The organism is Clostridium cuniculi (assembly GCF_004353185.1).
Classification (GTDB): domain Bacteria; phylum Bacillota; class Clostridia; order Clostridiales; family Clostridiaceae; genus Clostridium; species Clostridium cuniculi.
The window spans coordinates 78,346-99,635 of sequence record NZ_SMUS01000003.1; the positions used below are offsets into that span (position 1 = coordinate 78,346).

Annotated in this window: 25 protein-coding genes; 22 read left to right on the top strand and 3 right to left on the bottom strand. The window is 27.1% G+C overall.

Annotated features, from left to right (window positions below; genetic code table 11):
• Nucleotides 1-133 precede the first annotated feature (133 nt).
• Entirely contained in the window at nucleotides 134-1,105 is a 972-nt protein-coding gene (locus tag EJJ37_RS01885) for a Gfo/Idh/MocA family protein (protein WP_133013902.1), read from the top strand.
• A gap of 58 nt (nucleotides 1,106-1,163) precedes the next feature.
• On the opposite strand, the gene EJJ37_RS01890 is transcribed toward EJJ37_RS01885, so the two are convergent.
• Nucleotides 1,164-1,460: a YciI family protein gene (locus EJJ37_RS01890; RefSeq protein ID WP_133013903.1), complete on the bottom strand. Its 297-nt coding sequence runs from the start codon at nucleotides 1,458-1,460 to the stop codon at nucleotides 1,164-1,166.
• A 49-nt stretch (nucleotides 1,461-1,509) separates the two neighbouring features.
• Nucleotides 1,510-1,689, bottom strand: coding sequence for a transcriptional regulator (locus tag EJJ37_RS01895; RefSeq protein ID WP_133013904.1), 180 nt, complete (start codon nucleotides 1,687-1,689; stop codon nucleotides 1,510-1,512).
• A 368-nt stretch (nucleotides 1,690-2,057) separates the two neighbouring features.
• On the opposite strand from EJJ37_RS01895, the gene EJJ37_RS01900 reads away from it, so the two are divergent.
• The 20 genes from EJJ37_RS01900 (at nucleotide 2,058) to EJJ37_RS01995 (ending at nucleotide 19,607) form a co-directional block, all read left to right on the top strand.
• Nucleotides 2,058-2,381, top strand: coding sequence for a hypothetical protein (locus tag EJJ37_RS01900; protein WP_133013905.1), 324 nt, complete (start codon nucleotides 2,058-2,060; stop codon nucleotides 2,379-2,381).
• A 169-nt stretch (nucleotides 2,382-2,550) separates the two neighbouring features.
• Nucleotides 2,551-4,296: an ammonium transporter gene (locus EJJ37_RS01905; RefSeq protein WP_133013906.1), complete on the top strand. Its 1,746-nt coding sequence runs from the start codon at nucleotides 2,551-2,553 to the stop codon at nucleotides 4,294-4,296.
• 262 nt (nucleotides 4,297-4,558) lie between these two features.
• Nucleotides 4,559-5,746 (top strand): ATP-binding protein, encoded by a 1,188-nt coding sequence (locus EJJ37_RS01910; RefSeq protein ID WP_133013907.1) that lies wholly within the window; start codon nucleotides 4,559-4,561, stop codon nucleotides 5,744-5,746.
• Nucleotides 5,747-5,871: 125 nt separating this feature from the next.
• Nucleotides 5,872-6,183, top strand: coding sequence for a hypothetical protein (locus tag EJJ37_RS01915; protein WP_133013908.1), 312 nt, complete (start codon nucleotides 5,872-5,874; stop codon nucleotides 6,181-6,183).
• Nucleotides 6,184-6,341: 158 nt separating this feature from the next.
• Nucleotides 6,342-6,929: a hypothetical protein gene (locus EJJ37_RS01920; protein WP_133013909.1), complete on the top strand. Its 588-nt coding sequence runs from the start codon at nucleotides 6,342-6,344 to the stop codon at nucleotides 6,927-6,929.
• 229 nt (nucleotides 6,930-7,158) lie between these two features.
• Nucleotides 7,159-8,565 (top strand): MATE family efflux transporter, encoded by a 1,407-nt coding sequence (locus EJJ37_RS01925; protein ID WP_338032234.1) that lies wholly within the window; start codon nucleotides 7,159-7,161, stop codon nucleotides 8,563-8,565.
• An 86-nt stretch (nucleotides 8,566-8,651) separates the two neighbouring features.
• A complete protein-coding gene (locus EJJ37_RS01930) occupies nucleotides 8,652-8,972 on the top strand; it encodes a (2Fe-2S)-binding protein (RefSeq protein WP_133013910.1) in 321 nt (106 codons plus the stop codon).
• 155 nt (nucleotides 8,973-9,127) lie between these two features.
• Nucleotides 9,128-9,448, top strand: a complete 321-nt coding sequence (locus EJJ37_RS01935; protein WP_133013911.1) for a PadR family transcriptional regulator — start codon at nucleotides 9,128-9,130, stop codon at nucleotides 9,446-9,448.
• 15 nt (nucleotides 9,449-9,463) lie between these two features.
• Nucleotides 9,464-10,012, top strand: a complete 549-nt coding sequence (locus EJJ37_RS01940; protein ID WP_133013912.1) for a DUF2812 domain-containing protein — start codon at nucleotides 9,464-9,466, stop codon at nucleotides 10,010-10,012.
• Nucleotides 10,013-10,061: 49 nt separating this feature from the next.
• Nucleotides 10,062-11,207: a flagellin lysine-N-methylase gene (gene fliB / locus EJJ37_RS01945; RefSeq protein WP_133013913.1), complete on the top strand. Its 1,146-nt coding sequence runs from the start codon at nucleotides 10,062-10,064 to the stop codon at nucleotides 11,205-11,207.
• 265 nt (nucleotides 11,208-11,472) lie between these two features.
• Nucleotides 11,473-12,375 carry a Ppx/GppA family phosphatase gene (locus EJJ37_RS01950; protein WP_166484637.1) on the top strand — a complete coding sequence of 301 codons (903 nt, stop codon included), beginning with the start codon at nucleotides 11,473-11,475 and terminating at the stop codon, nucleotides 12,373-12,375.
• Nucleotides 12,376-12,819: 444 nt separating this feature from the next.
• Entirely contained in the window at nucleotides 12,820-13,446 is a 627-nt protein-coding gene (locus EJJ37_RS01955) for a hypothetical protein (protein ID WP_133013915.1), read from the top strand.
• Entirely contained in the window at nucleotides 13,439-14,203 is a 765-nt protein-coding gene (locus tag EJJ37_RS01960) for an ABC transporter permease (RefSeq protein ID WP_133013916.1), read from the top strand. The genes EJJ37_RS01955 and EJJ37_RS01960 overlap by 8 nt, the downstream gene beginning before the upstream one ends.
• Nucleotides 14,190-14,903, top strand: coding sequence for an ABC transporter ATP-binding protein (locus EJJ37_RS01965; protein WP_133013917.1), 714 nt, complete (start codon nucleotides 14,190-14,192; stop codon nucleotides 14,901-14,903). Before EJJ37_RS01960 ends, EJJ37_RS01965 begins: the two co-directional genes overlap by 14 nt.
• 20 nt (nucleotides 14,904-14,923) lie before the next feature.
• The gene (locus EJJ37_RS01970) at nucleotides 14,924-15,901 is read left to right on the top strand and encodes an ABC transporter substrate-binding protein (RefSeq protein ID WP_133013918.1); all 978 of its coding nucleotides are present in this window, start codon (nucleotides 14,924-14,926) and stop codon (nucleotides 15,899-15,901) included.
• A gap of 18 nt (nucleotides 15,902-15,919) precedes the next feature.
• A complete protein-coding gene (locus tag EJJ37_RS01975) occupies nucleotides 15,920-16,465 on the top strand; it encodes a hypothetical protein (protein ID WP_133013919.1) in 546 nt (181 codons plus the stop codon).
• Nucleotides 16,466-16,766: 301 nt separating this feature from the next.
• Nucleotides 16,767-17,618 carry an NAD(P)-dependent oxidoreductase gene (locus tag EJJ37_RS01980; RefSeq protein WP_133013920.1) on the top strand — a complete coding sequence of 284 codons (852 nt, stop codon included), beginning with the start codon at nucleotides 16,767-16,769 and terminating at the stop codon, nucleotides 17,616-17,618.
• 142 nt (nucleotides 17,619-17,760) lie between these two features.
• Nucleotides 17,761-18,294 (top strand): winged helix-turn-helix transcriptional regulator, encoded by a 534-nt coding sequence (locus EJJ37_RS01985; RefSeq protein ID WP_133013921.1) that lies wholly within the window; start codon nucleotides 17,761-17,763, stop codon nucleotides 18,292-18,294.
• A 113-nt stretch (nucleotides 18,295-18,407) separates the two neighbouring features.
• Nucleotides 18,408-19,115, top strand: a complete 708-nt coding sequence (locus EJJ37_RS01990; RefSeq protein ID WP_133013922.1) for a lysoplasmalogenase — start codon at nucleotides 18,408-18,410, stop codon at nucleotides 19,113-19,115.
• A gap of 24 nt (nucleotides 19,116-19,139) precedes the next feature.
• A complete protein-coding gene (locus EJJ37_RS01995; RefSeq protein ID WP_133013923.1) occupies nucleotides 19,140-19,607 on the top strand; it encodes a MarR family winged helix-turn-helix transcriptional regulator in 468 nt (155 codons plus the stop codon).
• Nucleotides 19,608-19,721: 114 nt separating this feature from the next.
• Here the strand turns inward: EJJ37_RS01995 and EJJ37_RS02000 are convergent, their stop codons facing one another.
• Nucleotides 19,722-20,087 (bottom strand): DUF2500 domain-containing protein, encoded by a 366-nt coding sequence (locus EJJ37_RS02000; RefSeq protein WP_133013924.1) that lies wholly within the window; start codon nucleotides 20,085-20,087, stop codon nucleotides 19,722-19,724.
• A gap of 230 nt (nucleotides 20,088-20,317) precedes the next feature.
• Between EJJ37_RS02000 and EJJ37_RS02005 the strand changes: the two genes are divergently transcribed.
• Nucleotides 20,318-21,151 (top strand): amidohydrolase family protein, encoded by an 834-nt coding sequence (locus EJJ37_RS02005; RefSeq protein WP_133013925.1) that lies wholly within the window; start codon nucleotides 20,318-20,320, stop codon nucleotides 21,149-21,151.
• Nucleotides 21,152-21,290 lie beyond the last annotated feature (139 nt).

Consider the following 21,290-nt stretch of genomic DNA (forward strand, 5'->3'; position numbering starts at 1 on the left):
TATAATTAAATAAAAAGAATATTAATCATTATAGATATAGGAGTTTGAATTAAGAAGAGAAAGATATAAAATAAATTAGATATTTGTGTTAGAATAAATTAAGAAAATTTATATATAAGGCAGGAGATGTATCATGGTAAAGTGGGGAATTATAGGTCCAGGTGCAATAGCAAATGCTTTTGCGAAAGAAGTTAATAACTCTCAAGGCGGAAAAGTTATTGCTGTATTTGGAAGAAATGAAGAAAGAGCTAAGAACTTCTCAGAGAAATATAATATAGAAAAATATTATAGTGATATAAATAAATTTTTAAGTGATGACAATATAGATGCTGTATATATAGCTACTCCACATAATTATCATATGGAATATGCAATAAAATGTATTAAGGCAAAAAAGCATATATTATGTGAAAAACCATTTTCATATAATTACAAAACTAGTAAAGAAGTTTTAGATTTAGCAAAAGAGAATAATGTATTTATAATGGAAGCATTATGGACTTTATTTTTACCGGCAATAAATAAGACAAAAACTTGGGTTAAAGAAAATAAAATAGGAAAAGTTAAATTAATTACAGCAAATTTTGGATTTAAAAGTGAAGAGGATGTTAATTCAAGATTATATAATGCAGATTTAGCTGGAGGGGCTTTGCTAGATGTAGGAATATACCCAATATTATTTTCAAATTTTATAATGAATGATATTCCTAAGGAAATAAAAGCAACTGCAGTAATGACTAGAACAGGTGTAGATGAAACTGATGTTATTAATTTAAAATATAAAGATGGAGCATTAGCATCATTAACATGCTCTATTGCAGCTGAAACAGATAATACGGCTGTTATATATGGAGAAAAAGGTAAAATAGTAATACCAACTTTTTGGATGGCAAAGGAAGCTTATTTGTATAGTTATGAAAGTGAAGAAAAGTTTGAAGAGAAATATAATGAAGCTGGATATAAATATGAGATTATAGAAGCTAATAATTGTATAGTTAATAAAGTTTTAGAAAGTGATATAGCATCACATGATGTAACTTTATGTTTAGCAAAAATAATGGATGAAATTAGAGAACAAATAGGATTAGTATATCCTTTTGAATAAATTTACAAAAAACACAGTAATTACTGTGTTTTTTAAATTCTTCTGTTATAAAATCATCTTAATCTTTAAACCACTCACTAGGAGATTCATTAAAATAATGAGGAGAAAATTCTGTAATATTATAATCTTGTATATTATTAATTTTAAGGGGCTCAGCAGATAAATAGTTATGTACATCATCAATAGATTCAGATTTCATAATAAATAATCCACCACTCATATCTGACTTAAGACCAGACATTAATATAAGTCCCTTATCCATTGCTTTTTGAGAATAAGACATATGATCTTTCATAATATTATCATTAATTAAATCAGGGTTTTTTATTGTACCTTCAACAATAAAGAATTTCATTTTATCACTCCTTAAATTATACAAAAAAAGACCGTATTATGTGCGGTCTTTATTTAGCTGGTTCCCATTTGCAACGAACAGGAGAAACTATAGCTTCTTCTTTCTTTAATTCTTTAAAAGCTTTATCTATATCTTTACGATCAAGTCCTGATAATTTTTCAACTTCTCCAGCGCTAACTGGTTTTCCAGCTTCTCTCATAACATTTAAAATAGTTTCTTTAATATCCATTAAAATCACCTCTATGAATAATTATTATTATTTAATATTATATCTCTATTATTGTCATAAATCAATAAAATATAATAATAAAATGTATACTTTTAATTATTTTACTTCTTTACATAATGGGATTAAGCAAAGTAGTATAATAATACCTATAATTCCAACGATGATTCCCTGAACCATAAGTCCCTGCCAGACCATAGTCATGCACATTCCAATACCTAATCTTTTATTCCAACAGTTGTTTAAATTTACAATTTATAGTATAATGCTTACAAAATATCGAGGTAATCATCAATATTCCTATTTGTGTTGGAATAATAAAAGTTGGAGGTTTTATGAATACAAAAAATAATAAAAGGGGGGAATTATAAATGAATGGAGAAAGTCTTATATTGTTGATTATAGGTATTTATCTATTAATATCTGCTTATCTTATAATTTTTAAAGAAAAATTATTTACTATATTATTTGGGTATACATATAGAAATGCTAAATCAATTATAGATAAAAGTAAGTTAAATAGTAGATTGGGTTTAATAAGTAGTGGCTTTGGAATAGCTTTTATTATTATAGCAATAATAAGTATTTTTTATAGTAATATAATTTTAGATCAAATTATATCATTAGTATTTATAGCTTTTATTTTTAATATGATATTTATTATCATAGATATAAAGAGAGGATATTATAATTAGTTATATATTATTCTAATAATTATTGCTTTGATAAAAAGTATTGAGAAAAAAATTAATATTTATCATATTGAAAAATAGAATAGCATAGTATATAATAAAGAAAAAGGACAAAGGTGTTCTAAGAAAGAAGACCTTTGTCCTTTTTTTTATTTTTTTAGGGGGTGTAGATATGAATAATACAATGATTGTTGATACTATGTGGGTGTTTCTTACTGCTATTTTGGTTTTCTTTATGAATTTGGGGTTTGCAGCTGTTGAAGCTGGATTTGCAAGATCAAAAAATACAGTTAATATACTATCAAAAAACTTTATTGTATTTGCTGTTTCATCTTTAGGATTTCTAATTATCGGTTGGGGACTAATGTTTGGAGGGGATAATCCTTTAATTGGAACACAACATCTATTTATTTTAGGAGACTCATACCTTTCTTATTACAAGGATACATTAACATCAAATGTTCCCTTTTGGGGAAAATTTTTCTTTCAATTAGTTTTCTGTGGTACTGCAGCAACTATAGTTTCAGGAGCTGTTGCTGAACGTGTTAAATATATATCTTTTATTATATTTTCATTTATTCTTACACTTTTCATATATCCCATTGTAGGACATTGGGTGTGGGGAGGAGGCTGGTTAGCTGACCTTGGATTTATGGATTTTGCAGGTGATACAGTTGTTCATTCTGTTGGAGGTTGGGCAGCACTTGCTGGAGCATTAATTCTTGGGCCACGTATTGGAAAGTATGGTAAAGAGGGAAAAGTAAATGCTATTCCAGGACATAATATGTCATTAGCTGTTATAGGATTATTTGTTCTTTGGCTTGGATGGTTTGGATTTAATCCTGGATCTACAATGAGTTTTCAAAATCCATCAGATGTTATGCATATACTTATGACAACTAACACAGCAGCAATTGCGGCTATATTAACATCAACTATAACTTCTTGGATTTTTATAGGCAAACCAGATTTAGGAATGACTATAAATGGATGTTTAGCAGGTTTAGTTGGAATTACAGGTAGCTGTGCATATGTAAGTATTTCTGCTTCATTAATAATTGGAGCAATTGCTGGGGTTATTGTTGTATTTGCAGTGATGTTTTTTGATAGAATAAAAGTTGATGACCCAGTTGGTGCAACATCAGTTCATCTTGGTTGTGGTGTTTTTGGTACTATTTGTGTTGGATTGTTTGCAAAGGAAGGAGTTACAACTCTTTCTACTCAAAATGGTCTTTTCTATGGTGGAGGATTTAAATTACTAGGTATTCAACTTTTAGGAATAATTGCTGTAGGTGTATTTGTATTTGCTGCATCTTTATTAGTTTGGTTTATAATTAAGAAGACAATAGGAATTAGAGTATCTCGTGAAGAAGAAATTGCTGGTCTTGATATTGGTGAACATGGAAATATTGCTTATCCAGATTTTGCGCCAGTTACTACTATGACAGGATTATCAACTGGAATTGAAGTTATAAAATCAGCTGTTACTACTGTTTCAAAATCTGAAAATACTGTTTTACCTGATGAAGCAATACCAGTAGTGCATAATGAACATTCTGGTAGTAAGATGACAAAGGTTACTATTATTATGAATCAAACTAAGTTATCAGAACTTCAAGAAGCTCTTGATAAGCTTGGTATAACAGGTGTTACTGTTACAAATGTTCTTGGATATGGTATGCAAAAAGGACAATTAACTTATTTCTTAGGTAGGGCTATAGATACTAGGTTACTTCCAAAGGTTAAAGTTGAAGTTGTAATATGTAAGATACCAGTTCAAACATTGGTTGAAACTGTTCAAAAGGTACTTTATACAGGAAATATTGGAGATGGTAAGATCTTTATCTATGATGTTGAAGATGTAATTAAAATTCGTACTAATGAACATGGATATGATGCATTACAAGATGAAGAGTAATAATTTCAACAATTAATTAAGAAAAAGTGCTAATCTTTGGAGGATGGAGCACTTTTTTCTTTAGTTTTAAGAGGTAAAAACATTCTATTTTTACTTTTTTTAGTGTATAATTAATTCGAGAACTGATGAGAAATTGTATTATATATGACTTTATAATATATATAATATGGAGATTTAAAAGGATGTCTAAGTGGACATCCTTTATATTATAGAAAGAAAAATAGGGGCTATTTCATAAGAAGAAAAAATTGGGGGTTATTATATGAAAAAATTAGAAGAAATAAATATGAAGATTAGATCATTTGTAGTATTTAATAATGTATTAGAAGATGATGTTATGAAGGCATTTCTTAATATGATAGATATTAAAGAAAAAAGTGATATTAAAAAAGTGGAAGAATACAGTAATTTTACACGTAAGCTATTCGAAAAAAGTGAAAATTTTTCTGATTATATATGGAATCTTATTATGTTTGATGAAAATATATATGTTCGTAAACTAGCTAGCAAAGAAATAACTTCTAATATGCTTAAACAATGTGTACTACATGAACTACAAACCTTACAGGAGATTGCTACAATAACATCACAAGATATAAGAAATGAAATTGAATATAATGGATTCATGGCAGAATGGTCGACAAACATAGAATATGATTTCAATGAAATGTATGAAGAAAGAATGGAAAAGTTATTTACAGTTGGCTATGGTATTTACTCAAATAATATAATGTTTACTTATAATAAAGGAAAAGTTGTTCCAGTAAAATATCCTGATAATATTAAGCTATCAAGTCATATTGGTTATGAAAGAGAGAGAAAAAGGATTATAGATAACACATATGCATTTATAAAAGGAAAACCAGCAGCTAATGTTCTTTTATATGGTGATGCTGGAACAGGTAAATCATCTACAGTAAAGGCAATTGTAAATGAATATGCTAATGAAGGGTTAAGGATGATTGAAGTTAGGAAAGGTGATTTACTTGAAATTCCAAAGCTTATTGAAGAGCTTGCAAATAATCCATTAAAGTTTATTTTATTTATTGATGATTTATCCTTTGCAAAGAATAATGAGGAAATAGGTGCATTAAAAGCAATTTTAGAAGGTTCTGTAACAGCAAAAACATCAAATGTTGTTATTTATGCAACAAGTAATAGACGTCATTTAGTTCAAGAATCATTTTCAGAACGTGAAGGTGATGATATTCATAGAAATGAAACAATCCAAGAGCAAATTTCATTATCAGATCGTTTCGGATTGTCTATTTGTTTTTCAAAGCCAGGTAAAAAAGAATATCTAGATATTATACATGGATTGATTGAAGAATATGAAGTTAAAGATATTGAGAATATTGATATGTTAGCAGAGCAACATGCTATGTCAAGGGGAGGACGTTCAGGTAGAACTGCTCGTCAGTTTGTAGAATATTTAAAAAGTATAGAGTAAGCTAACTACTAAATCTATGTTAGGACAGCAGTATTAATAGATTGGAATATTTTTGACTTTTAAAAAATCTATAAAAATTATATAATTAACTCATCAAAGTATGAATTTAGAAGTGAGGCATTATAATGGCGAAAAGTAAGAAACGTAAGAATAAGGCAGTAAATAAAAAAGCTAGTAGTATAAAAAATAAAAAGGTTATTAAAGAAGAAAATAATATAAAGGCAAAGGGTCCTTTTATGAATTTAATGAGTAAAAAGTGGCCAAGAATCATACTGCATATTATTACAGCTATAATATGGATATTTTTCTTAGTAGATTTTTTAACCTTCCAACAAACAGTAGGATTTCCTAACCCTATATTATCAATTTTAGCATTAGTTGTGTTAATGTTAGAATACTCAGTTTCTAAAGGATTAAATGATAATTTAAAGAAATAGATTTTTAAAATAATAAATAAGAGGTTAAAGAGAAAATAACGAACATGTTATTTTCTCTTTTTGCTATTTATAAGAAAAATAATGTAGCAATAATTAAAAGCTATACATAATATATATTACCTATTATAAAATATTTCTTAAATAAAAAGGAGGATATTATGAGGAAGACAAGCATTATTCGAGCTTTAAAATTAATTTTAAATTCAGATTTTCTAGATTTAACAATTAATTCTGATACCTCTAATTATGGATTAAGATTTTATACTGCTTTTAATAGAATAGAGGCTGTAAATGAAATGCCTCAATTAGTGAGATGTAATAATCTAGTGAATTTAACTGCCAATATTATTACACCAGTAGGTTATACAAGTGAATTTGATAATTTAAATAGAGAAACTTTTATTCCAGTAACAGATATAGTGGCAGTTGCATTAGTAGTAAAACCTGATAAGCTAGATGAATTTTTAAGGCAATTAAACAATGTGTATTCATTTATTCCATTACCTCATAAAAGTAGATTTAATAGTAATAGAGAGTTATTAGAATTATTTATTTTTAATCAAGATACTAAAAATTTTGATATAGGGGTTAATGCAATAGATCGTTCTAATAATCCAGTTAAGGGAAGAGTTATTGCAGATGATAATGATTTAATATGGATTAGAGGAATAGATGATAATGTACCTCCAACTTTCTATATTGTATTAATGGATAATATATCATTTATTAATCCAATAGATAGTTAGAGACAGTTCTTCACATATTTATAATAAGAAAAATAATTAGTAATGATATTAGCTAAAAAGATATTTGACAAATTTTAGAATATAATATAAAATAAATTTAGTCGAGTAGCAAGAAAGCGTAAATCCAGATGGATTTGCGCTTTCTTTTTTTCGTTAAAAATGAAAAAGTTGTTACTACTAGGGTTGTAATAGCTTTCCGAAAAAGCTATTTTATATGAAAGGAGAAAATTTGGAGAAAGAAATTAAAATGAACAAAATGGGAACAATAGCAGTTCCAAAAGTTATGCTTAGTATGGGGATACCAATAGTTTTATCAATGGTATTACAAGCTTGCTATAATATAGTTGATAGTATATTTGTAGCTAGAATACAAGACTCAGGGGGAATAGTTCATGCAGGAGAGTACGCTGTAAATGCTCTTACATTAGCATTTCCTATACAGATGCTTATCGTAGCATTTGGAATAGGAACAGGGGTAGGTGTTAATGCGTTACTTTCAAAAACACTTGGGCAAAATGAACCTAAGAAAGTAGCAAGAGTTGCTGGAAATGCTGTATCATTAGGTATTATTATTTATATATGCTTTTTTATATTTGGAATATTGGGAATTGATATTTATTTAAAGAGTCAGACTGCTGATACTGTTATTTTATCAATGGGAAAAACTTATTTAATGATTTGTACACTATTATCATTTGGGATGATTATGTTTTCTATTTATGAGAAGGTTTTACAATCAACAGGAAAAACAGTATGTTCTACAATAGCACAAGTTGTAGGAGCTATAACAAACATAGTACTAGATCCAATATTAATATTTGGATGGTTTGGTTGTCCTAAAATGGGTATTGCTGGTGCTGCATATGCAACTGTAATTGGACAAGTAGTATCTATGTTAATAGCAATGTACTTCCATTATAAAAAGAACAAAGAAATATCAAATGGGATAGCTTATTTAAAATTAGATAAAAAAATAGTTAAAGAAATATATGTTGTAGGTCTTCCTGCTATTATAATGCAAGCTTTAATGTCATTTATGACATATGGAGTAAATATTATATTTGGAGCAGTATCTATGGCAGCAGTAACAGCCTATGGAGTATTTTACAAGATACAACAATTTATATTATTTGCAGCATTAGGTTTAAGGGATGCAATTACTCCAATTGTAGCTTTTAACTATGGAATGGGAGATCATAAGAGAGTAAAACAGGGAATTAAATATGGTATTTTATATACTAGTATTATAATGATTATTGGAACTATAGGACTTCAAATTTTTGCAGTGCCTTTAGTTAATTTATTTGGTTTATCAGATGAAACAGCAAGACTTTGTATTTTATCAATACGTGTTATTTCAGTGGGATTTTTATTTGCAGGATGTAGCATTGCAATTCAAGGTGTTTTCCAGGCATTAGGATGTGGAATAAGTTCATTAGTTGTTTCACTTTTACGATTATGTGTTGTTGTATTACCTCTTGCTTGGCTATTCTCTAAATTTTCAAATGGAATAAATATAATGTGGCTTGCATTTCCAATAGCTGAGGTTGTTGCCTTAGTAGTGGCAATTATTCTTATGATAAAAGCTAATAGAAGTAAGATTTTAACTATAGATAAGTATAGTGAATCAGCATAAATGAAATAAATGTATATGGATATTGACTTATTTTGTAGAATTATTTAGAATTGTAGGGAATATTTATTAAAACAGGAGGATTTATCATGGCAGGAAATAGAGTAATATGTCATTGTAAAAATGTAGATTATATAACTATAAGAAAGGCAATGATAGCAGGTGCAAGAACTTTAGAAGAAATAAAAGAGATGACAGGTGCAGCTACTGGTTGTGGAAGATGTGCAGGAGAAATTGAAAAAATATTAGCTTCTGTATGTGGATGTAAAAATGTTTCTCTTGAAGATGTAGTAAACTCTGTGAAAAATGGAGCTGAAACAGTAGAAAGAGTTGGAGAAGAAACTGGTGCTGGAACATGTTGTGGAAGATGTAAGGCATTAATACAAAATGTTATTGATATAAAGAGATAATGTAATTTTACTTTTTAAAAAAATCAGTAAGTATAATAACTTGCTGATTTTTTTTGTTTTAAAAATTATAAATGGATTTATTTGACAACTATATCATTTAATGATATAGTTTGATTATTGATATATCATTTAATGATATAGTGACGGAGGTAGATATGGCAAGAAAAGATTCTATTAATGTTGGTGAATTAACAGATGCTGCTTTTTATATTTTATCAAGTGTAGTAGAAGAGAAACATGGATATTTAATTATGAAGACTATTGAAAATTTGACAGATGGTAAGTTCACTATAGGTCCAGCATCACTCTATACAACATTGAAAAAACTATTATTAGCGGATTTAGTTAAACTAAATTGTGAAAGTGATGAAAATAAAAAAGTATACAAAATTACTGATAAAGGGAGAGAAATGCTTTTAAAAGAGATAGAACGAAAGAGGATGATGATTAAGTTTGCAGAAAATTTTTTAAAGTAGAGAGGTAAGGGATAAATGAGAAATAAATATGTCATTATAAGTGGATTAGCATTTAGTGAAGAAACAGATTTAGAAAAATTAAATAGATATGCTAAAGAGGGGTGGTTATTAGAAAGTATTACCGGTGGCTTTTTTTATAAGTTAAAAAAAGATAAACCACAAGATATAATTTATAATTTGGATTATCAAAGAGAAGCTGATGAAGAATATTTTAACATATTTAAAGAAGCTGGTTGGAATCAAGTAGTTTCTGTAGGAAATTATATACACATTTTTTCTGCTCGAGCTGGCACTAAACCAATATATAGCGATAAAGAGTCAGAGATAGATAAATATACTAGAATTAGAGATACTACTAAAAAAGGATCAATATATTCTTTAATAATAGGGTTAATATTAATTGGAATGAGTACTATATCATTAATTACTATTAAACCTGTATTTGTATTACTTGAAGGACTATTTTTAGTTGATTTAATTGTATTTATATTTAATTTTATGCCATATATAGCTTATAATAAGAGAATTAATAAAATTATTAAATATGATAGTAATAAAAAGTAAATATAAGATAGTTCCATTGATGAAATTATATGAATGGAGTTGAGATACGATGGATGAAAATAAAAGGAATACTATAGAAAAAAGAATGATAGGCTATAATAACTTTAAATGTATAGCAGAGAAATGTAAATTTACATGTTGTTCTGGATGGGATATTAATATAGATAGTAATACATATGAGAAATGGAATAAAGAAAAGAATAAATGTAAGGACATGTTAAGTAGATTAAAGTTTGTAGATGAAGATTATATAATTGTTGATAAGAGAACAAGTGAAACATGTCCATTTTTAGATAGTAAAGGACTATGTAATATTGTAAAAAATAATGGAGATGAATATTTATCATTAACCTGTCAAAAGTTTCCTAGAATAGAAAATACATTTGAAGAAATAAGGGAGCTTACATTATCATGTTCATGTCCAGAAGTAGTAGATATTATAGATAAAGTTAAAGAAGAAATAATATTAGTAAAATGTGATAATGATGAGGATACTGACCTACCAATAGAAATAAAAATAAGAGATACTATTATAAAAATAATTAAAGAGAAAAATTTAAATATTGAAAGTAAGCTTCTTATAAGTTACAGAATGTTGATAAACATTTTAGATAATGAAGAACTTACAGAAGAAATTGTTTTAGATGAGCTTAGAAAGTATAATAATATAATTTTACAAGAAGCATTAGAAGATAATAATGATTATAATAAAATATTTAGGAAAATTAATAACTTGTTTTTAGATATAATAGAAAATTATAAAAATGTTCCCGTGTTGAAAAGTTCATTAAATGATATTTCACAGGTTTCTATGAAGATTTATAGAGGACAAATAAAAACTAGTGAATTAATAGGGTTGTGGAATGAATTTATTAATTACTTTAATAAGCATAATGAATTAATTGAAAAGTGTATTGTAACTAAGGTTCTAGGTAATTGTATTAATGAAGATATAGAAGAAATAGCTATAGGTTTAGAGCTTATAATTTTAGAATATATATTAGTGAGATACAGTGTATTTTTAAAAATGTTTTTAGGAGATAAGGAAAACTTAGTACAAAATATAAAAGATTATATAGTAGTTTTTTCAAGAATTATAGGTAATAATTCGGATGCAGTTGTTGAGTTTATTGCAGATCAATATGGAGATATACTATTTACAGTTGAATATTTGCAAAAAATTTCTATTATATAAAGATTGAAGTAGTTATATAAAAAGCTCAAGAGTTAAGGTTCTTGAGCTTTTTACTTGCATCTGAAAATTTTATAAAGAAAGGATATATTTTTTTGAATACGGCAACTATAGAATATCATTTTTAATATATTTATATTTAATTTTATTTATAAGAAATAAAATTAAATATAGTATTATAAAATTTAATAAAAGAAAAAATAAATTTATGTTAAAATTTTAAATAAAAGATAATAATTGGGGGTTTGTTAAATAAGAGGTGAGTAAGGTGGGAATAAAAGCAATAATAGATATTGGATCAAATTCTGTAAGGTTAATAATTTATGAAATAAATGGAGATTCAACATTTAAAGTACTTAATGAAGAAAAAAGAACAATTAGATTAGGAAGTTATTTAACAGAAAGTGATTACTTGGCTGATAATGGACTACATATACTTCTTAATGTACTAAGGGTATTTAAAAATATATGTGAAAGATATGACGTTGGAGAAATATATGTTGTTGCAACAGAAGCTATTAGAAGATCTGTAAATAAACATCATATATGTAATAAAGTTAAGTTGGATTTGGGATTAAAAGTAAATATTTTATCTGGATTGGAAGAGGCGAAGTATGGATATTTAGCAATTAAAAATTCAATGATAGAAAAAGATGCTATTTTATTAGATTTAGGTGGTTCCAGCATGGAAATTACACTTATGGAAAATGGAAAGCTTAAAGAAACTATAAGTTTACCATTAGGAAGTATTCCTCTTACTAAGATGTTTAATAATCTTGAAAGTAAAGAAAAGGAGATTGAACTGAATAAATTTATTTATGATAAACTTAATGAAATATCTTGGTTAAAGAAAAATAATGAATTGAATGTAATTGGAATTGGTGGTATTGCAAAACATATAGGGAGAGTATCTAAGGGTGATGAAGATTATCCCAAAGAATTACTTCATAATTATAGTATGAAAAGAGATGAGATTTCTAAAATATATGTTGAGTTTTTAAAATTACCTATGAATGAAAGAAGTGAATTTAAGGGTTTATCAAAAAAGAGAGCTGAAATATTTGCAGCACCTCTGGGAGCTATTTTGTTAATGCTTAAATATTTTAATTCAGAAAAGTTTATTATAAGTGCCATAGGACTTAGAGAAGGTATAATTTATGAAAATCTATAAATATTCATATGTTATCTATATCTTAATGTAGTTTTAATATATATCATAAGAAATTATTAATTTAGAGGACTAATTAAGTTTAGTTCTTTTTTTATTGAAATAAGGCTTAATTTACTTAAGTAGGAAGAAATGATTTATGATAGTACAATATAGAAATTAATACATTAATTATCAATTGATAATACAATTGTATTTAAAGTATTTAATTTGCTTATAAATGTAACCATATAGAAAATATAGTTATTTACAGGAAAATTGGAAAATATAAAGGTAAAATCAAGGAAAAATAAGGTTTCGAGTTATTGGGTAAAGTGGTAAAAGAAAGAAAAAATTTATAAAAATCTATAAACGTTAAAAGAAAATTAACAAAAACATTATTAATTGATATTGAATATCATTATTCTCTCTAGTATAATGTACAAGTAATTCAAAAGAGGTGATATTATGCAATATATTTTTATAAATCCTGTTGTGGATAAAATGTACAATAAAGAAGAATTAAATGAAGTTTTAGTTAAAAATAACTATAAACGAATAGGAGTAGAAAAGGATTGGCATGGAATTGTTAAGGAAAAATATAAGGAAGTTATTAATAAAACTAATTTAACTATTTTAGATAGAAGATGTCCATTAGCTATTGAAAAGATAGAAAAATATGTAGATGATGAAAAGGTTATAATACCTAAAATTGAACCTATTTTAATACATTGTGCTATGGAGATTGCAAATAGAGAAGAGTTAAAAGGTAAAAGAAAAATAATTACAACACCATGTGAAAGTTTAGCAGTTCATGGAAATCGTTTAAACTTAGATGAAACTATATTTATAAGTTGGAAGGAATTTTTAAGTAGCTTACATAGTAAAGAAAATCTAAAAAATAATTATATTGATTGTAGTCCTATTCCTTTGGGATATTTTGATTCTTTAGGAGTAAAAATTAAGAGTATTTCTGGTAAAGATAATATAAAAGAGTGTTTTAAAAATAATCTATATTATGAAAACAATTTAGTAGAAATGCTTTATTGTGATAATGGATGTAATAATGGAGATGGAGTATTAATAAATGAATAAAAGTAAAGCAATAAAAACATCAATTTCTATTATAGTAATTATTTTTATATGGGCAGTAGTTACAGAAATGGAGTTGGTTAGCTCATATATTTTACCATCACCACTAAAAGTATTAGATAGTTTATGTAAAATGATTAAAACAGGAGAAATATTTGAGGATATTTATATAAGTTACATAAGAGTTTTTAAAGGGTTCTTTTTAGCTACACTATCAGCATTTTTACTTGCAATGGTAAGAGTTATTTTACCTAAATGTAATGATTACTATGAAACTATTGTTCAATTTTTAAAGAATGTGCCACCATTAAGTTTAATATCATTATTAATTTTATGGTTTGGTATAGGAGAAACAACAAAAATAGCCATTATAGTATTAACAGCCTTTTTCCCTATATATTTAAATACAGTAAAAGGATTTGTAAGTTGTGATAAAAAGTTATTAGAAGTTGGACAAGTATATGGATATTCAAAAGTAAATAGTTTTTTTAAGATAATGTTACCATATGCTATGTCTGATATATTGGTTGGAATGAGAATTGGTTTAGGATATAGTTGGAGAGCAATAATAGGTGCAGAAATGATTGCAGCTTCATCGGGATTAGGACATATGATTTTATTTGCCCAACAAATGTCTAGAACAGATAAAGTAATAGTTGGAATTTTAGTAATAGGTATAGTAGGTTATTTAACTGATAGATTATTTGCATTTATAATTAATAAATCTTTGAAAGGATCTGAAAAAAATGGATGGGATTAAGTTAGTTAATGTTAATAAGTTTTATAATGTTGAAAAAGAGTGTATAAAAGTTTTAGATGGAATTAATTTGAATATACCATCAAATAAAATAACAGTAATTTTAGGAAGAAGTGGCTGTGGAAAAACAACTTTATTAAGACTTGTAGCGGGAATAGAAAAATTTGAACAAGGAGATATTCAAGGAGCTAACTTAAAAAGAAAAGCATATGTATTTCAAGAAGATAGATTAATGCCATGGTTAGATGTAAAAAAGAATATTACTTTTGGTATAAAAAATAAAGATGTGGATAATAAAAAAATTGATGAAATAATTCAAACTGTTGGATTAGAAAGTTTTTGTAGTGCTTATCCAAGTCAGTTATCTGGTGGTATGAAACAGAGAGTATCTATTGCAAGAGCTTTTGCATATAATCCAGATTTTATAATGATGGATGAACCATTTTCAGCTTTAGATTTTTTTACTAGAAAGCAGATGCAAGAAGAACTTTTAAGAATACATAAAAAAACATTATGTTCTATTTTATTTGTAACACATAGTATAGATGAAGCTCTTATTCTTGGAGATAAAATAGTAATTCTTGAAAAGGGTATTATTAAATCAGAGTATGAAATTCATGAAGAAAGTGATAAAAGAGATTTACTATCAGAAAAGTATTTAGATTTAAAAAAGAAAATAATGAATGACTTAAAAGTCGTTTAAATAAACAAAGGAGAATAAAAATGAAAGCAATAAGAAAAAAAGTAGCAGTAGCGTTAGCTATGGTAACGATTATAACATCTATGGTAGGTTGTACAAGTAATAAATCAAGTGAGGTATCATCAAATGAGGCTTTAACTGAACTTGTATTAACACATGTAACATCACCATTAAATGTGCCAAGTATAATACAAAAAAATAAAGAAATTTTTAAAGAAGAGTTTAGTAAGAATGGTAAGAATATTGAAATTAAGTATGCTGAATTAACTTCAGGATCTGATCAAACTCAAGCATTAGCATCAGGAGATGTAGATATATTATATGCAGTTGGAGGAACATCTGTAGTTTTATCTGCGGCTAATAATGCTGATATAAAAGTATTAAATATGTATAGTAGATCTCCAGAAGCATTTTGTATGTACTCAGCTGATGAAAATATAAAATCTGCTGAAGAGTTAAGAGGAAAAACTATAGCAGGACCAGTTGGAACAAATTTACATCAATTATTAGTGGCATACCTTGAAGAAGCAGGAATGACTATTGAGGATGTTAACTATGTAAATATGTCTATAGCTGATGCAAAAGCAGCATTAGATGGTGGAAGTGTTGATGCAGCATTAGTAGCAGGTCCTACGGCATATAAAGCAAAGCAACAAGGATATAATTTAGTTACTAATGGAGAAGGATTAACAGATGCTATCATTGCAGTAGCAGTTAGAGAAGATTTTTACAATGAGCATAAGGAAGAAGTAGAAATATTTATGAATGCTCAAGCTGAAATTATTGATTATATAGAAAATAATTATGATGAAACTATGGATATTGTTGCTAAGGAACTTGATTTAGATAGAGCTGCAGTTGAAGAAATGTACAAGCAATATGATTTCAATATTGAAATAACAGAAGAAGATAAAAAAGCATTCCAAAATGTAGCAGACTTTATGTACGAGACAGAAATGATTGAAGAAAAACTTGATACAAGTAAGCTTTTCTTAGATTAATATAATAGGTGAACTAAAATGATACAAGAAAAAATTAGAGTTAGAGATAATGATGATATAATAGAAATTACTTATGAAGATATACTAAAATATCATGGAAAACAAATGATAGGTGGAGCAGCATTAGCCTTTAAAATTATGTTAATGACTTTTCCTAAGCTTAGTGATGATATTCCAACAAGAGGGAATTTTAGCTTTTACAGTGGAATAGGTGCTAATGGAAGAGGAATAATAGATGCAAGTGAAATGGTTATGCGTGTAAAAACTTATAATCAGTTAAGATTAGATTTAGAATATGCTGAAGATAAAATGGGACAAGTAGCTCCAGGTGGGGGTAGATACTACTTTGAAATTGGATATAATGATAAAATAATTAAATTATATTTAAAAGAAGGTATAATACCAAATGAATTTATGGAGTATTCTAAATTAGCACATAAGTGTAAGGCTGAAAATGTTGAAATGAAAAAAGAAGATCAAGAAAAATTATTATCATTAAGACAAGAATTAGCTAAAAGCATTATGGAAGCTAAACCAGAAGATTTATTTGTGATTTTAAATTAAATTTATTAAAGTAAATAATCAATTATATGTAAAGTATTAAAAGGAGCTGTATCAGATTGGATTTATTAATTCGATCTGATACAGCTTCTTCTTTTTATTCTATTTTATAAGCAAAAATAATGAATTGTACAATAGGTAAATGAGGTTTTTACTAAATTTGGATAAGAAAAGATAGAATAGTAACTTTAATTTATAAAAAAGTGATGCTAAAAAATATATTTTGAGACAATATTGACTCAGAAGATATTTTTAAGTATAATGTGAGTAATTCTAAAATATTAAATTAACAGGAGGTCAAATAATGAAAATTGCAATTTTAGGTACTGGAACAATGGGGACAGGCCTAGCTAAGGGATTATTAAAGGAGGGGCATGAGTTAATTGTTTATAATAGAACAGTAGCTCGAACACAACAATTAGTTGAATTAGGAGCAAAACAGGCCTTATCTCCAGCTGAAGCTATAAAAGAGGCAGATGCTTCTATTTTAGTAGTAATTGATGGGGATGCAGTAAAAGAAATTTTATTTAATGAAGAAACAAAAAAAGTTATAAGAGGGAAAAATATTTTAAATGTTGCTACAACAAATGCTGAAGAAATAGAGTCTATTGCGAATGAAGTTATTAAGCTTGGTGGGAATTTAGCAGAGCTATCAATAATGAATAATGCAGATCAAGTAGAAGATAGTCAAGGGTATTTTCTTTTAGCTTGTGATGAACGTGTTGAGGAGTTTTGGAAAGAAATTTTAAGTGGGGTTGGAGAGACACATCATGTTGGACGAATAGGTGATGCATCAAGGGCAGAAACTCCTATTTTATTTAGTAATCTTTTTATGAATATGGCAGTAATATTCTCTACTGCGGCGGCAATAAAGCTTAATATACCAGAGGAAGTTTTAAAAATGCAACTTTCAATGTTTGTACCAGGTTCAGAGTATGTATTACCTAATCTTCTTCGCAGAGATTATAGTCAAGGATTAGCAACAGTAAGTGGATTTAAAGATTCTTCATTAATTGCTGTTAATACAGCAAAATCAGCAAATATACCAACTACTTTGTTGGAAGGAATTGTAGATTTATATAAAGAAGCTGAATCTTTAGGATTAGGTAATCAAGGGGAGTCTGCTATTCTAGAAGTTTTGCTAAATAATAAATAAGTTCTTTTTACTATTCAGCTAATATATGAAAGTTAACTGTTTCTTCAATACTTTTTAAGTATAAATAAAAAATGAGTTGTCATTGAGAGATTTGAGCCTACAATATATAATGAATTTATAATTAATAGTAGGAGGAGTGAATATGAGTACAACTAAAGAGGAACAGTTATTAAAAAGCTTAGCAGTAACAATAATTGATAATCCTAGAAGTACAATAAAAGAACTTGCAGAATCAATAGGGATTAGTAAAGCTACGCTACATAGATTTTGTGGTACAAGAGATAATCTTGAAAAGATGTTAATTGAAAAAGCAAGAATATCCCTTGAAGAAATTATATTTATAGCTAAAGATGATTACTCTGATTTTTTGGAAGGGTTTAAGTTATTAATAAATGCTCATTATAAAAATAAGGAATTTTTACGTTTTACAAAAGGATTTCAGCTTAGCATAGATGAAGAATATTGGAATAAATATATTGAAGCATTAGATTACTTCTTTTTAAATGGACAAAAAAAAGGTGTTTTAAAAATTGATTTTAATGTTTCCTTTCTTACAGAATTATTTATTGCTACAATTTGTGGTATGGTAGACGGAGAAAAAACAGGTAGATTAGCAGCAAGTGGATTAACGGATGCAATTGAGAAATTTTATTTATTTGGCTCCTTTAATAAATAATAAAACTAGAAAGTAAAGAAATGAATTTGTTGACGAATCAACAAATTGATGTTAAATTATTTTTGTTGATAAATCAACAAAAATAATTTAACATTGAATTGAAAGGAAAAAATATGAAAAAATCATTTATTACGGCAAATGCCATTATGCTAATGCTTATATTAATTTTTGATGTTTGGTATATGTTTGGCGGTGGGTTATTTGCTAAATCTATTGCTAGTATTATGTTTGTTGTAGAAGGAATTATAAATCTTTGGTATTGTATTAAAAATAAAGTAAATTTAAAGTTTCCAATATGGCTAATTGTTGCCTTAACATGTGCTATGCTAGGCGATATATTACTTGTACTTAATTTCTATGCTGGTACAGCAGTATTTGCAATTGGTCACATATTTTATTTTGTAGCTTATTGTATGTTGGGAAAAATAAATGGTAAAGATTTAATATGTGGAATTATTATTTCTGTATTTGCATTATCTATTATATTATTTACGCCATTTTTAGATTTTGGAAGTACTTTAATGCAAGGTGTATGTTGCGTTTATGCTCTTATCATTTCATTTATGGTTGGTAAGGCAATTTCAAATTTATTAAAGGATAAGAACTCTACAAATATAACAATTGTAATAGGAAGTATTTTATTCTTTATATCAGACTTTATGCTGATGTTAAACATGTTTGGAAATATTCCAGGAACAAATTATCTATGTCTTGGTACATATTATCCAGGTCAATTTGTACTTGCATTATCATTATTTATATATGCTTCTGCAAATGACTTAAAAGAAAATAAATATACTATTCTTTCAAAAGTTGCTTAAAATAAAAAGAAGGGTATGATACTTATGATTGAACTTATAGAACGTTTCGAGGAATTTACAACTTCTGTCACAAAAGCATATAAGTGCATTCAAAAAATTAAATTTGTTGAAACAGAGCGTATGGGGTTAAAAGCCAACTATGTGATGTATATGTACTATCTCGGTAAAAATCCAGAAGGACTTACCGCTAAGGAATTATGCAAACTGTGTATTGAAGATAAGGCTGCTGTATCCAGAGCAATTGTTGACCTTACTGAAAAAGGTTTTGTAGAACCTGCTGAAACAGATTCTGGGCGCAAATATCGTACAAGAATTATACTTACATCAGAAGGCAAAGAAATAAATAATAGGTTAAATGAGGTTATTGCTAAAGCAGTTAGCAAGGCTTCTAGAAGTTTAAATGAGGCTGAAAGAGAAAACTTTTATCGTGTTTTCTCTTGCATTACAGATAATCTTGAAATGATTTGTGATTCATACTTGCAGGAGAAATAAAAAGAAAAAGATAAGGACAATAAATTAAGGTTGTTCTTATCTTTTTCACTTTTTATTGAAATATGTCAAAGAAGTTGTTTTACTCTAATTCACTGAATTTAACAAGTTTTATTGTTAAAACTCTCTTTTAAAGTCTATAAATCTTGTTCCTTGAAATGATAAAGTTCCTTTATCACCTTCAGCAAGCAATCCATATTGGTTACCATTTACGTGAAATTCTTGTCTTTGGCCATTAGTATATTCAAATGTTACATAATATGTTGTAGAGGTTGTTGACATGTGATTATCAGTGTGGTGATTATGCGATACTGAAGCTCTTTTAGATACAATTGTTGCAGTTACAGGAACTATTGGTTGTTTGTTATTATAGTTCCATTCCTTAATACCTTTAATAAGAGTAAATATAATAACAAGAAATATAAGTAAAAAAAAGATAGGAACTAAAAATTGCATAATATTAAAAAATGGATCAAAGTACATTATTTTTTCCCCCCATATATAAATAGTCTATAAGAATATGATAAGATAAATATGAAGTTTATACAATAAAATACAATTATAATGCTTCTAGTATTTTATATAGTAATTAAGAAAATTATTATTATGAACAAGATAAAATTCTACATTTATAATTACAAATATAAAATATGAATACGTTTAATGTATGAAATATGATAATATAATCTGGTACTAGATAGGGGAGAGTAAAAATGAGAATAGATATGCATGTGCATATAGGTTATGCGCTAGGATGGGATATGACAGAGGATATGGTGTTAGAATCTATGGAAAAGTATAATATAGATTTTAGTATAGTTTCAAATACTGAATCTGTAAGATATGATCACAATTTTAAAGAGGTTCCAAAGGAAATGCAACATACTCAGATTGAATCATTAAAAAGAAGTATAGACTTTGCAAGAAAATATCCAGATAAAATAGGGGTAATGCCATGGATTAGACCAGAAAGTGAAAGATTAAGTGGTGAGTTTAAACAATATATAATAGATAATTTAGATATTATATATGGAATAAAGATGCATCCATATCATTCACATTTAGCATTTGATTCAAATAATTTATATGAATATTTAGATTTAGCAGAAGAGTTTAATCTTCCAGTACTTATACATACTGGTGGATGTGATGAAGCAAGTCCAGAAAGAGTTTATAATATGGCTCTTAAATACCCTAAGGTTAACTTTATAATGGGGCATATGGAACTTGGAACTGATAATGAAAATGCTATAAATTATATTTCAAAATTACCTAATTTATATGGTGATACAGCATGGGTACCAATAGAAAGTGTTATAAAAGCAATAAAAATCTTTGGTAGTGAAAAAATATTATTTGGTAGTGATAATCCTATAGATGGAGTTGATACTTATCATCATAATCCTAAAGGTGAGACATCATTATATCAACAATATTTTAATGACTTAAAAGATATGATAAGTAAAGAAGAGTATGATAATATTATGTATAAGAACTCTATAAAGTTATTTAATTTAAATAAGATATTAAAATTGAAGAGGTTATAACAATATAAATCAATTATAATAGTATCATATTTAGAGAGCGTATACCGAACCAATATGCAAATAATTAAAGTTGAGTTCAGTATTGTTACAAGAGTAAAGTAATGAATTAAAGTTATACCATATGCTGACTTATAAATGA